The organism is Kothea flammea (assembly GCF_052161645.1).
In the GTDB taxonomy this organism is placed as follows: Bacteria; Planctomycetota; Planctomycetia; order Pirellulales; family Pirellulaceae; genus Laterigemmans.
Genome location: NZ_CP197414.1, coordinates 3,301,036 through 3,314,562, shown reverse-complemented (window position 1 = coordinate 3,314,562; position 13,527 = coordinate 3,301,036). Strand labels below are relative to the sequence as shown.

General features: G+C 55.7%; 12 protein-coding genes. 6 read left to right on the top strand and 6 right to left on the bottom strand.

Annotation, left to right across the window (positions count from 1 at the left end):
• Positions 1–70 precede the first annotated feature (70 nt).
• The 6 genes from SH139x_RS12715 to SH139x_RS12690 all read left to right on the top strand — a co-directional run bounded on the left by SH139x_RS12715 (position 71) and on the right by SH139x_RS12690 (position 7,813).
• Positions 71–1,186 carry a substrate-binding domain-containing protein gene (locus tag SH139x_RS12715; RefSeq protein WP_488355580.1) on the top strand — a complete coding sequence of 372 codons (1,116 nt, stop codon included), beginning with the start codon at positions 71–73 and terminating at the stop codon, positions 1,184–1,186.
• Between the two features lie 215 nt (positions 1,187–1,401).
• Positions 1,402–2,652, top strand: a complete 1,251-nt coding sequence (locus tag SH139x_RS12710) for an ABC transporter permease (protein WP_488355579.1) — start codon at positions 1,402–1,404, stop codon at positions 2,650–2,652.
• Positions 2,653–2,738: 86 nt separating this feature from the next.
• On the top strand, positions 2,739–4,289 hold the full coding sequence (locus SH139x_RS12705) for a sugar ABC transporter ATP-binding protein (protein WP_488355578.1): 1,551 nt from the start codon (positions 2,739–2,741) through the stop codon (positions 4,287–4,289).
• Between the two features lie 95 nt (positions 4,290–4,384).
• Positions 4,385–5,134 carry a CorA family divalent cation transporter gene (locus SH139x_RS12700; protein ID WP_488355577.1) on the top strand — a complete coding sequence of 250 codons (750 nt, stop codon included), beginning with the start codon at positions 4,385–4,387 and terminating at the stop codon, positions 5,132–5,134.
• A gap of 129 nt (positions 5,135–5,263) precedes the next feature.
• On the top strand, positions 5,264–7,003 hold the full coding sequence (locus SH139x_RS12695; protein WP_488355576.1) for an NADPH-dependent assimilatory sulfite reductase hemoprotein subunit: 1,740 nt from the start codon (positions 5,264–5,266) through the stop codon (positions 7,001–7,003).
• A gap of 144 nt (positions 7,004–7,147) precedes the next feature.
• On the top strand, positions 7,148–7,813 hold the full coding sequence (locus tag SH139x_RS12690; protein ID WP_488355575.1) for a YMGG-like glycine zipper-containing protein: 666 nt from the start codon (positions 7,148–7,150) through the stop codon (positions 7,811–7,813).
• A 17-nt stretch (positions 7,814–7,830) separates the two neighbouring features.
• On the opposite strand, the gene SH139x_RS12685 is transcribed toward SH139x_RS12690, so the two are convergent.
• The 6 genes from SH139x_RS12685 to SH139x_RS12660 all read right to left on the bottom strand — a co-directional run bounded on the left by SH139x_RS12685 (position 7,831) and on the right by SH139x_RS12660 (position 13,521).
• Positions 7,831–8,277, bottom strand: coding sequence for an RbsD/FucU family protein (locus SH139x_RS12685; RefSeq protein WP_488355574.1), 447 nt, complete (start codon positions 8,275–8,277; stop codon positions 7,831–7,833).
• 104 nt (positions 8,278–8,381) lie between these two features.
• Positions 8,382–9,209: a TIM barrel protein gene (locus SH139x_RS12680; protein WP_488355573.1), complete on the bottom strand. Its 828-nt coding sequence runs from the start codon at positions 9,207–9,209 to the stop codon at positions 8,382–8,384.
• Positions 9,210–9,860, bottom strand: coding sequence for a bifunctional 4-hydroxy-2-oxoglutarate aldolase/2-dehydro-3-deoxy-phosphogluconate aldolase (locus tag SH139x_RS12675; protein WP_488355572.1), 651 nt, complete (start codon positions 9,858–9,860; stop codon positions 9,210–9,212).
• Positions 9,860–10,981 (bottom strand): mannitol dehydrogenase family protein, encoded by a 1,122-nt coding sequence (locus SH139x_RS12670; protein WP_488355571.1) that lies wholly within the window; start codon positions 10,979–10,981, stop codon positions 9,860–9,862. Before SH139x_RS12670 ends, SH139x_RS12675 begins: the two co-directional genes overlap by 1 nt.
• Complete coding sequence (locus tag SH139x_RS12665) at positions 10,978–12,495, bottom strand: UxaA family hydrolase (protein ID WP_488355570.1); 1,518 nt, start codon at positions 12,493–12,495, stop codon at positions 10,978–10,980. The genes SH139x_RS12670 and SH139x_RS12665 overlap by 4 nt, the downstream gene beginning before the upstream one ends.
• Complete coding sequence (locus SH139x_RS12660; RefSeq protein WP_488355569.1) at positions 12,496–13,521, bottom strand: zinc-binding alcohol dehydrogenase family protein; 1,026 nt, start codon at positions 13,519–13,521, stop codon at positions 12,496–12,498.
• Between the last annotated feature and the right edge of the window lie 6 nt (positions 13,522–13,527).

The following is a 13,527-nucleotide window of genomic DNA, read 5'->3' as shown; positions in this document are numbered from 1 at the left end:
CGCCGTTGGACTTCCGACCCTCCTCCACAACTTCTCCAAATTTACTCACCCACCTCAAAGGATGGCGGTCATGCGCAGTAAACGCTTGCTCTCGCACTGCGGGATGCTAACGCTCCTCACGCTAACGCTCGTTGGCTGCTCCAGCAGCGATTCAGGCCAGCAAAGCGCTGGCGGCGACGATGGAAAACCAAAGCGATTGATCATTCTGACTAACGGTCCCGATCCGTTTTGGGATACTTGCGAAGCGGGGGCTCGCGCGGCGGAGAAAGAACTGGGGCTGGCCGACCAAGGCTACGTGGTCGACTTTCAACGGGGAGATTTCTCCGACAAGAAACAAATCGACATGCTGAAGCAATATGTAATTGATTCGGACGTTGCCGGGGTGGGGATCTCGGTTCTCAATCCTGACAATCTCAACCTCGTCAATGAGATGCGAACGCTGCGAGAAAAAGGAGTCGCCGTGATTGCCATCGACAGCGACGTGAATCGCGAACGTTTTCGGGATGCGAGATACGCCTACCTAGGAACGGATAACATTGTTGGCGGGCAAGAGTTGGGCAAAGCGGCCCAAGCGATCAGCCCGGAAGGAGCCAAGTATGCCTTCTTCGTCGGCGACCTGGGAGTAGCCAACGCGGTGGAACGCATGTCAGGCTTTGTGGAGGGTATTGGCGAAGCGGCCCAGTATCAAGAATTGGCCAGGCTCAGCGATGGCGGAGACTCCACTCGAGCTCGAAAGAATGTCGAGGATCTGCTCAATCAACAACCCGAATGCAACATGCTGGTTGGTATCTGGGCATATAACACGCCACAAATGGTCAACGTGGTAAAAGACCGCGGGATTCGAGATAAAACGAAGGTAGTTTGTTTTGACGCGGCGGAAAACAGCATTGCCGGCATGGGGACCGGCAACGTCGATGTGATGGTTGTGCAAAACCCGTATCAAATGGGTTATGAGGGCATTGGGCTGATGTTGGCAATGGCCAACGACAACACCGAAAAGGTCGAAGCGATGTTCCCCACGTACTCGCTATCCGATGAGAACGACATTTATCGAACCGAGTTGCGCGTGGTGGTGCCGGATGAGGGTTCCCCAGTATCGGCGGATCTCCTTGAGCCGGAGACGGTTTTCTTTACCCATTCGGAATTTCAAGAGTGGCTGAAGGAACGCGGCTTGGTCAGCTCTTAAACGTCGGCATTAACTACGAAGCACCTCCCCATAAGTCACTAAACAAAACGGAATCAGCCGGAATGCGGTAGCGCGAGGTTCCGCGGAATAGTGAGCTAGCGCTCAACGGCTGACATAACCGAAAGACTTATGTCGAGGTGCACAGCTGATGAACTGTGCAATGTAAAAGATTACTCTCTCTTTTCTGTTCGTTATCCCCGCGCCGAAGCCTCACCGTGGTCGAGTTACTCCGTAAGCATCGCAATGAGTTTGGATTACTAGGTGCAATTCTGTTAGTGGTTTCGATCACGGCAATGTTCAGCGACGCCTATCACCAAGTCTTCACGCTGCAATTGACCGCCAAGGCGATCGCTCGCGATACCGCCTTGGTTGGTATTTTTGCCTTGGGAGCGGCGATCGTCATCATCAGTGGTGGGATCGATCTTTCCAGCGGCGCGGTGATTGCGTTCAGCGGCACGCTATTCTTCGGCTTTATCGTGTTGCTCGCACCCAACGATTTGGATCGTCCCTGGCCGAGCGATCCGACTCGCTTTTTACCCGATACGACGGACTTGTCGGCGGCAGTGATCTCGACCGCCTTGACGCTGACCTTGTTCGCCACGTTCCTGGTTGGGAGCTTTCACGCTTGGCTCATCACGGTCGTCAAGTTGCCGCCCTTCGTGGCGACCTTGGCTTCACTGGTCGGATTGCGATCATTGGCCCGGTTACTGATGCAAGACATCACGGCGATTCGCTACGGGCAACGTCAATCATCAATCACGATCACCGACGAAACGCTAACTTCAATCAGCCAGCAATTGTGGTGGGTTCCCTGTTTAATCTGGCTGGCCCTCTGCGTGTGCTTCTGGATTTTGCTGAGCAAGAGTGTCGTTGGACGTCACCTGGTGGCGATGGGTGGAAACGAAGATGCCGCCCGGCTCAGCGGGATCCGCACCGATAGGCTGAAATGGTTGGCTTACTGCATCGGCAGCATGACAGCCGGTCTGGCTGGCGTGCTCTACGCTTGTTACATCGGCACCAGTCGCCCTTCAACCGACGGCATGGGATATGAGTTGAACGCGATCGCCGCGGCAGTCGTTGGCGGTTGCAGTTTGAGCGGCGGCATCGGCACCATCGGCGGCGTCATGCTGGGTACGCTCTTTCTCCGTTTGGTGATCGATTCGGTGGCCAAGCTGTTTAAAAGCCAACCCGACCTGTTTGAAGGTTTAATGGTCGGCATGTTGGTGATTTTGGCGGTGGCGTTCAACGAGTTGCGCGGCTCGGGGGCGAAGAAAGCCTTTTTCCCCGGCACACTCGGTTGGCTCAACGTGCTGATCCTCAGCGGTTTGTTGGGGATCGTGATCAGCGTCACTTCGAGCGAAGAAAAACTTCGCAACGGCTTGGTCGTGGCCGGCGTCTCATTCGTCATCTTGCTAGCCAAAGCGATCGCCGAACGGGTGCAAGCTCGTCGCTTGCTTGCCAGTTAGTGCTGCGAGGTTTTTACCCCATGCCCATCACGCTCTAACTTTTCACGCTAAGTCGTCACGCTGACCCGCAGTTGGAACCCGCACCCTTGTCCGCCGCCACTCACCCCGCCGCTTCGGTCGCTGTCGCCGATTCCGTGATTTGCTTCCAGCAAGTGACGAAACGATTTCCCGGTGTGGTCGCGCTGGCCGATGTTTCCTTTGACGTGAAACCGGGCGAATTCCTTTCGATATGTGGAGAGAACGGAGCAGGGAAAAGCACACTGATGAAGATCCTTTCCGGTGTGCTGACCAGCTACGAAGGTGAATTACAAGTAAACGGCCAAACGGTGCGATTTCAAGGCACTCGTCAAGCCGAAGAGGCTGGCATCAGCATCATCCATCAGGAATTAAATCTAGTCGAAGAACTTTCCGTCGCGGCCAATATCTTCTTGGGCCGAGAAAAGTGTGGCCCCCTGGGGATGCTTAACAATCGAGCAATGCAAGGCGCCGCTGGTGAGTTATTTGAAATGTTGGATTGCCAAGTTGACCCGCGTCGCCCCGTGGGTCAGTTGCGGATCGGCGACCAACAGCTGGTCGAGATTGCCAAAGCGCTCTCCTTGGACGCCAAGATTTTGATCATGGACGAACCGACCAGCGCCTTGACGGAATCCGAAGTCAGCAGGCTATTCCGCGTGATTGAAAAATTGCGTGCCGCGGGGGTCACGATTCTCTACATCTCACACAAGATGGAAGAAGTCTTTCGACTCTCCGACCGGATCATGGTGATGCGTGACGGCCGCGTGGTAAAGATTGTCTCCAGGGATGAAACCAGCCCAGCGGAAATTACCAAATGGATGGTCGGACGTGAGATTGAATCTGTCCAATTGCATGCCGATCGCAAGCCCGGCGAAATCGTCTTGGAGGTCCGCAACCTCTCCTTACCGTGGCCCGAACATGTGCGAAAGTACCGGCTCAAAGATGTCTCGTTCAACCTTCGCCAAGGCGAAATTTTGGGGATCGCCGGGCTGATGGGGGCCGGTCGGACCGAGCTGCTGGAGTGCCTTTTCGGTGCCAGTCCCACGCCACCCCAAGGCGATGTCTTGCTGCAGGGAAAAAAAGTTTGCTTCACGCATCCAGCCGAAGCCAAACAGGCTGGTATCGCCATGGTGACCGAAGATCGCAAACGCCTGGGACTGTTTCCGCAGATGAACGTGCGCGAAAACATCACCCTCTGTCGACTCAATCAGGTGATGAAATCGGGACTCATCGAGCGACGGCAAGAACAAGCAATGACCACGGAAACCATCGGCCGCTTGGGCGTTCGATCCGCCAGTCAAACCACCGCAATCACTAGCCTCAGCGGCGGTAATCAGCAAAAATGTATCATCGGACGCTGGCTGTTAACCGAACCCAAAGTGCTGCTGCTGGACGATCCCACGCGGGGGATCGACGTAGGTGCTAAGGCTGAAATGTATCGTTTGCTCGATTCACTCAGCAGCCAAGGATTGGCGATTATCTTCACTTCCAGCGAGCTGCCCGAATTGCTAACTGTTTCCGACCGCATCTTGGTGCTCAGCGAGGGCCAACTAACAGCCGAGTTCTCCCGAGCCGAGGCCAGCGAAGAAAACATCATGGCGGCTGCCATGGCGGCCAGTTAAGCTTTGCTGCTAATTAGCGCGACGATTCAAAAATCGTAGTCGTGAAAGTCGCTTGACTCAAACGAGTGCCCCAAGTTCCCACCAGGAAACTGCTGATGGAAGTCCGTTCTGTGTTGCCGCGAGTGTGGGAAGTTCCCGAAGAATTTCGTGCTCGCCTTGGAGATCGCCCTGGTCGACAGCGGGCAATGTTCGCCGATGGCCACCTGTTGCTGGTGCTGCACAAAGCCCCCGAGCCAAACGAGGTCCAGCGACAAGGACGGTATTTCTGGCGTCATCCCGACGGTACCTGGAAATCGAGCGAGTTCGGTGGCGGAGCCGCTGCGATCAGCAAACACCTCGCGGAATACTCCGATGTCTTGCAGGATTACGACCAACAAGAAGACCGCGCCGCGACGGCGGCCGACTACTTTCAAGTGCTCGAAGGGGTCGCCCCGCTGCACCGAGCCGCCAGTCACATGCACAGCGTCTTGCAGGAAGCACGCAAACAAATTTCCGCTGATCGCGGCTTAATCAATCTCCGCGATCAAGCCTACGAAATCGAACGCACCGCTGACCTCTTGTACACAAACACCAAAAATGGACTCGATTTTGCCATCGCCAGAAGGGCCGAGGAAGAAGCTCGCATGAGCCGCAAAATGGCAGTCTCCGCCCATCGCCTGAATGTCTTGGTGGCATTCTTTTTCCCCGTGGCCACGCTGTGTGCCATCTTTGGGGTCAACCTCGAACACGGTCTGGAGCGTTACGCTCCCCCGCTGCCGTTGTTGGCCATCGTTGCCTTGGGATTGCTCTGCGGTGCCGTGTTGGCCACGATCATCACCCGCCCCAGCAGGCAGCAAGAAGGGTGAGTAACTAACGCACGCCCCCATATGAATCGCTTCCCATTCTGGATCCAAATCGCTATAGTCAACGTAAGCAGCCAATGTTGACTGAATTAATCTATTTACTTCGGATTAGCCACAAGGATCGTGCAAGCGATGTCCACAGATACCCCCCAAGGCACCGCCGCCCCTAAATTGAGTGCGGTCGAAACCATCAAGCAGGAGAGTGGCTTCTTATTTGGAACGCTTGGCGAAGAGCTGAAGTCCGATTCGGATCACTTTGACAAAGACAGCATTCAGCTGCTGAAATTTCACGGCAGCTACCAGCAAGACGATCGCGACCTGCGGACGAAGGCCAAGAAGCTGGGGCTCGACAAGCAGTTTTCGATGATGCTCCGCTCGCGGATTCCTGCCGGCATCATGACGGCGGCTCAATTCATCGCGCACCTCGATTTGTGCGATTCCATCGGTAACGCCACGATGAAATTGACGACGCGGCAAGCGATTCAGTTGCATGGGATCGTCAAAGGTGACTTGAAGACCGCCATCAGTACCATCCATCGCGTCGGATTATCGACACTGGCCGCTTGTGGTGACGTCAATCGCAACGTCATGTGCTGTCCCGCCAAGCGTGCCTCGGGGCCTCATCAAGAAATGCAGAGCCTGGCTCACACCCTGGCGCTCGAACTGGCACCGCGTACGAAAGCCTATCACGAACTGTGGTTAACCGATCAGGAGACCGGTGAAAAATACTTGGCCGCCGGCGCGGAGGAGAGTGACATTGTTGAACCGTTGTATGGGAAAACATACTTGCCGCGGAAATTCAAAATGTCGCTGGCCTTGCCCGAAGACAATTGCATCGACATTTACACGCACGACATTGGCCTGCTGGCGGTCGTCCGTGACGATCAGATCACTGGTTACAACGTGCTTGTCGGTGGCGGCTTGGGAACCACACCGAGCGCCTCAAAAACCTTTCCGGCTCTTGCCCAGCGGATGGCTTTCGTGACGCCCGACCAAGTGGTCGATGTCTGCAAAGCGATCATCATGGTGCAACGTGATTTTGGCAATCGCGAAGACCGCAAGCGGGCGCGGATGAAATACTTGGTCAACGATTGGGGCATTGCCAAGTTCCGAGAAAAAGTGGAAGAGTACTTTGGTGCTCCGCTAGCTGAGTGCACGCCCGATGACGTGCATGGTTTTGATGACCACATGGGGTGGCAGGAGCAAGGAGATGGACTTTGGTCTTATGGCCTCAATATTGAGAACGGTCGTCTCTATGACAACGAGCAACGCCAATTAAAGACGGCGATGCGGGAAATTTGTGCGGAGCTGAATCCAGAGATCCGCTTGACGGCACACCAAAGCATTATTTTTTGTGATCTGCAAGCGGACGATCGAGCGCGATTGGAGGCGATTTGCACTCGCCACAATATTCGCATGACCGAACAAACCAGCACGGTGCGTCGCTGGTCGATGGCTTGCGTGGCGCTGCCCACCTGTGGTTTAGCGATCACCGAAAGCGAACGGATTTTGCCTACCATCATTGATCACCTGGAAGGTCCGCTGGCCAAGCTCGGACTTGATCGTGACGCCTTTACGATTCGCATGACAGGCTGCCCGAACGGCTGTGCGCGTCCCTACAACGCCGACATTGGGATTGTGGGCAAAGCCAAAGACAAATACACGGTCTTCATGGGTGGCGCGCTGTTGGGACATCGCCTGGGCTTTATCTACAAAGACTTAGTCCCCTACACGGTTTTGGTCGACGAGCTGGTGGGAGTTTTCTCGGCCTTCAAATTACATCGTCAAGATGGAGAGACACTGGGCGATTTCTGCGCTCGGGTGGGACGCGACGAACTGGAAGAGCTGGCCACAGCTGCCCCACGTCCTTAATCTGGAACGGTTAAAGGCGACTTTTGGGATTGATTGGAATTTAAGTTCAATCTATCTCTGTTCTCAAACCGATAACAACCGGTGCGCGGATGTCCCTGTTTGGCATCAGCCCCAAGGATTAAAATTGACGTGGGAACAGTCGCCATGAACCGTTCAATTATCTTTACCGCTACCTTGCTTGTCGTATTGCCAGTCGCCAACACCCAGGGCCAATGGCAGCCGCAAACCCAGCGTGGGGCAACGTTGGGCGGTATCGCTGGTGCGATCGCTGGAGGCATTATTGGTGACAATAATGGTGAGGCTGGGGCCGGGGCTGTGATTGGCGGAGCCGTCGGAGCACTGGCGGGCGGAGCGTTGGGCAACGCCAAAGCACGCGAACAACAGATGCAAGCTTCGCGTTACTATCACCAGCAGCAACAACAGTCCTACGCAGTCCAACAGCAGCGTGCCGCAGCCATTCAGCAAACCGTCTCCATCGCCGATGTCGTGTCGATGAGTCGCAGTGGTTTGAGTGATTCCATCGTGATCAATCAAATCATGGAGCGTGGCGTGCAACGACGCTTGGAAGTCTCTGACATCATTCAATTGCACCAAAATGGCGTCAGCGAGCAAGTCATCTCAGCCATGCAGCGGGCCTCGGTTGGTCAGCCGGCTCCCGTCACCAGCCAAGCTCCGATCGTGCAACAGCAACCGATCTATATTGAGCGTCCGGTGCACGTGGTGCCGACCTACGTGGTTCCCTCGCGTCACTATTATCATCCACCGCGACGGCATCGTGGTTCGAGCTGGGGTTTCTCTTACGGCTTCTAAATCGCCCCCACTAATTCTCAATCCATCCGCACGCCTATCGACAGCAGAATATTCGCATACCGCTGTTGGTCGGCAGTTTGAATCGTTAACACGTGGTCTGGTGTGGCCACCGCGTCATAAAACGCCCATTTGTCGACTGGCTCGAGCGACAATTCGAGGCCCGCCGAAGCAATCGTCCGGCGATACTCGTCCCACACGGGCGGATCCCCAGCTAAAGCATAGGGCCCGCTGGTTTCATATTGCATGGTGCGAATTTGTTCGATCGGCACCGCCGACAGCACCGCTTGCAGGACTTGATCGCAAGTCACCACGCCGGGCATCAGGTTGAGGCTGACGATCTCGGCGTTTGGCCCTTTCTTGCTGGCCGCCGGATAGTTGCCATCCGCGATTAAGATCGCGCTGTGATGTCCGGCTCGGGCCAGAATCGCGCTGATTTCTGGATGGATCAGTTGATGTCGTAACATGTGTGCCTCATTGCCGAAAAGAAACGGTAAACAGAATCAGTGCCCCACTCGTGCCGTCGCGATCAGTCTGTTTCGATCAGTCTGTTTCGATCAGTCTGTTTCGATCAGTCTGTTTCGCTGCGACCTGTCCAATAGCGAAAGGCTTCGATCGTGCGTTCCGCCGCACGCTGTTGCGAGGGCCAGGGAAAAGCCTCAGCCGACAAATACCCGTCGTAACCGATCTCGCGAAGCGCGGCGATGATGCTGCGGAAATCGATGTGACCTTCACCGACCGGGCGACGATTGGAGTCGACAAAATGTACGTGCCCCACGTGGGTGCCACCAATCCGCAAAGCGGCCGCCAAGTCGGCTTCCTCAATCTGCATGTGAAACAAGTCGCACAGCAGTTTTACGTTGTCGGTGTCGAGCGATTCCAACAGCCGCACACCCTCGGCGACCGTGTTGACTTGGTTGGTCTCGTAGCGGTTCAGAGGTTCATAGATCAGCGGCACTTGGTATTGCGCAGCGTGCTGACCGCAGATTTCCAGTGCTTCCGCCAAGTAGCCACGAGCCGCCTCCGCTGAGACCCCATCGCCTGATCGTCCCTGCATCGAACCAATGATAGCAACCGCCCCCAAGCAGCCGGCCACATCGATAATTGATTTGACAAAATCGATCGCCGCGGCACGACGACCTTCGTCTGCGTCGGCTAACTGGAGACGATGCTTAACCCAGCCCGCTCCCGTGCCGACCGCCGCCAGTTTTAGATTATGATCCCGCAGCATCGCCCCTAAACTTTCGGGATCGATTGCTTGAGGTCCTGGGGGAAAAATTTCAATTGCATGGTAACCGAGTTGCGAAGCCGTTTTACAGGCGGCGGGAATTCCATCCCACAACACAAAGGGACCACCGCGAGCTTCTTCGACTAGCGAGACAGTGAGACAAGATTTCATTTAATCGGCTGAACGTGCTGTGGTAACAAGTTGAATAAATTCAGCAGCGAGTTGGCTCAGCCGATCCCACTGTTGATTACGAATATAGTCTTTCTTGACCAACGAACTGCCGACTCCCAAAGCAACCGCACCCGCCTGAATCCAAGCGGCTCCGGTGGTGAGATCGACACCACCTGTCGGTGTCAGGCGGACTTGGGGTAACGGGCCTTGCAGGTCGCGAAAGTACTGGGGACCAAAATGATTTGCCGGAAAGACTTTCACCAGGTCAGCCCCGGCGGCCCAAGCGGTGGCGATCTCCGTGGGGGTCAAACCGCCCGGAACCATCACGCGATCATAGCGGTGTACCGCTTCAATCACTTTGGGTTCAATGATCGGCGCGAATACAAATTGAGCACCGGCATGTACCGCGGCGACCGCCGTTTCGGTATCCAACACCGTTCCCACTCCGGGCAAGCCTTGATCACCCAGTTCATCAGCAACCCGCTCGATGGCGCGCAGGGCTCCGGGAGTTGTCATGGCAATTTCCCAAGCAATCACACCACCAGCGGCCAGCGCGCGGCAAGTCTGCACAGCCTGCTCGGCATTGTCGGCTCGGATTACCGCTACGATTCCACTCGCCTCAATCCGGCTAAGTATCTCCTGTCTGCTCATCACCCGACCGGCTCCAGTTCCGTTTCAATGGCGTTTTGTATCAGTGGCGGGCGGTGCCCAAAGAGTCGCTCGAAATCGTCCGCCGTTGGCAACAATCTAACAATGACTTTCTGCTCGTGATTCAAACGAATGTCGCTGAGCCGATGGGCCATGAAGGGATTGCGGAAGCGTTCAATCGTGGTGTCCACAAACTCTACCGCCCCGTCGACTTTGCCAATCAACGTTGGCAAGATCTCCCCATACAGCAAATCGCGAGTCCACCGCCAGCCTGCGGCATCTTCCAACACCGCTTGGACCGTCGCAAGATCGCTATTCAGATAACGCGCCACCATGGCGGTATGAATCCCATTGAGCACGCGAACTTTTCGCAAGTAATAAGGTTCCAGATCGTCCACGACCTGAACCGCCGGATGATCAGCCAGTGGTACCGCTACGTGCTGAGGGTTTTCAATTGCCAGTAGCGCATACGGCTCGGCGGTAATCGCCAACGGATCGCTTAAAACCCGCGGATCATCTTGGGGTAAATCCGAGATCATGCAATCGACCAAATTATTTAACCAGTAACACATGTCGCCAGCGTAGTGCCGAAAAGTGGCCGGCAAGCCCCATTGATCGGCTTGCTCCAGCACCAATTCGCGGAGTCGATCGGCATTCCGTGAGATTAACTCGCAGGGCAAGATGGTCAGCGGCGGCAGGTCGGCTGCAAATCGCGCAGCCAACACGGCGGTCAATTTTCCGGGCAAGGTCGCCGGTGCTTTCGCAGGCTGCGGTGACGGGCTGAGCACGTAGCCGGCCTCCGTCGCATTACTGACGATCAGCCCCAGCGACTCGCTGGTGGCAAAATCCAACACTTGCTGCCACTGCTGATCGGCCACCAAAGCTCGCGAGATGCTGTGAACCTTTACTTCGCGGTCAATCAGCTCTCCCTGCTCGCGGCCCCGCACGACCACGGTGAAGCCATCAACAGCTTGATTCAAAAGCTCAGCCCGAGCCCCCGCGGTCGATTGCACGACAACCACCGACCCCAATTGCTGGCCACCGTGATTCAGTTCGCTGATGAAGCGATCGATGAAACCCCGAAGAAATCGTCCAGCCCCGAACTGCAGCACCGTCTCACTCATACCGTGACCCCCATTTTCCAAACGGCAATTTCGCGATAGCCGTTCGTCTCATTGTGGGCTTCTTTGCCGCTGGCGATCTCAACCAGAAGTTGAAACAGTTCATCGGTTAGGGCGGCAGGATTGGCACCAGCCTCTAGTAATCGTCCCGCGTCGAAGTCGATCCAGGCCGGTTTGCGAGTCGCCAAGTCGCTGTTGGTGGAGATTTTTACCGTCGGCGCGGGAACCCCGAAAGGCGTGCCGCGACCGGTGGTAAAGAGAATAATGTGAGCCCCCGCAGCGGTCATGGCAGTGCAGCTGGTGGCATCGTTGCCGGGCGAATTCACGAGCGCCACTCCGCCCAACCCAGCAGTCGCCGGTTGACCATAGGGAAGCACCTGGACAATATCGGCCGATCCGGCTTTCTGCACACAGCCCAACGATTTTTCTTCCAGCGTAGTCAGGCCGCCATCTTTATTCCCTGGCGAGGGATTCTCATAAACCGGCTGGTCATGCTCGCGAAAGTAGTCTTTGAAATCGTTGATCAAGGCAACCGTGTCTGAGAAAACCTGCTGACTGGTCGCGCGCTGCATGAGCAGTTGTTCGGCCCCGAACATTTCCGGCACTTCGCTGAGAATCGTGGTCCCCCCCGACCCGCAATGCTTATCGGCGATGCGTCCCACCAAAGGATTTCCCGTAATCCCGCTGAAGCCATCGCTGCCGCCACACTTCATGGCCAAAATCAGCTCATTGGAAGGCAATGGCTGACGCTTAAACTGGCTGGCATAATCGACCAATTCTCCCACCATGGCAATTCCATGCTCGACTTCGTCTTCCACCTCCTGGGCATTGAAATAACGAATACGATCGGCATTTTCGATCCCCGCCCGCTCCAGTTGCATGCGGATCTGATTGTTCTCACAACCCAAACCGATGACCAACACGCCGGCCGCGTTGGGATGTCGAATCAATCCGCCCAGGATTGCCTGCGTGGCTTGCAAGTCGTCGCCCAACTGCGAGCAACCAAAAGGATGAGGAAAACTGTAAATACCATCGACTCCCTTGCCGGCAAACATTGCAGAGGCACGTTGGGCGATACGCGAGGCGGTCATGTTAATACAACCGACCGTGTTGATAATCCATATCTCATTGCGGATCGCCGCCCGTCCATCCGCGCGACGAAAGCCTTCAAAAGTCAACGGCTCGGATTTGGTCGGAGTCGCCAGCGACTCGTCGCGTTGCCAGCGATAATCCAGATTCGCATCGAGTCCGGTGGCTAAATTGTGTGAGTGCACAAAGTCGCCCGGCATGATCGGACGAGTAGCCATGCCGATCGAGTAACCATACTTGATGACACGCGCGCCTTGAGGAATCTCAGTCAAAGCAATCTTATGACCTGGACCCACAGCGTCTTTGGTTACCACGCCGTCGACGGTCATCCCAGTTGGAATCGATTCTAAAGCGACGACCACGTTGTCCCGGTCATGCACTCGCAACCAACGCGCGTCGGCAGAGTGAATTGTCGTGCTGGAACTCATCTATGCTACCTCGATGACGGCTTTGATGACGCCGGAACTGGGCTCGGTGAAGGTGGGAAAATCGGCAATCAATTGATCAAATGTGGTACGATGCGTAATCCAAGGCTGAGTATCAATCGTACCATTTTCGATGAGCCGAATAATCCGAGTGAAGTCAGCCGGCAAAGCGTTGCGACTGGCCTTTAACGTCATTTCCGGTTTGTGCATGGTCGGATGCGGGAACTCAATCATTTGATTGCTGATTCCCACGTAGACCAGCGTGCCCGTCTGGGCAACAAACTGCAGCGCCCCGGCCATGCTGGCGTGATTCCCGGTCGCATCAATCACCACGCGGCAACGATCCCCCGCCGTAATCTGCTCGATAATGGCGGTCGCCTGCTCGCTCGATTCAAAAACAATCGTGTGCTCGACTCCATAAGTGTCTCTGCAGAATTGCAATCGAGAAGCGACCTGATCCATCACAATTAAGGCGGCACCCGTCAAGCGAGCGAATTCGATGACCGCCAGGCCAATCGGTCCCGCACCGATGATGAGAACAAAGTCGTCGCCCCGGCAGGCCCCCCGGTCCGCGGCGTGGCAACCAATCGCCAGCGTTTCCACCAATGCCAATTGCTCGTAGGCTAAACTGCGTGCTGGGTGGACTTTGTCAGCTCGCAACACAAATTGTTCGCAAAGTCCCCCGTCGGTCATCACGCCCAATGTCTGATTCGACTGACAACAATTCGTGTGACCGCGGCGACATGCGAAGCAGTGACCGCAATTGATATAAGGTTCGACACTGCAGCGGTCACCCACTCGCAAGTGGCGGACTTCGCTGCCCACCTCCAGAACCTCAACACCCAACTCATGACCAATAATTTTTGGATATGTAAAAAAAGGAAACTTACCCAAATAACCGCCAATGTCCGTGCCGCACACGCCAACGCAATGTGTCTTTAACAACACTTCGTGAGCGGCTGGGGCGGGAGGCGAAGGGATGTCAATTTCCCGAAACGCGAGGGGCTCGACTAACTGCATTGCACGCATGGGAAA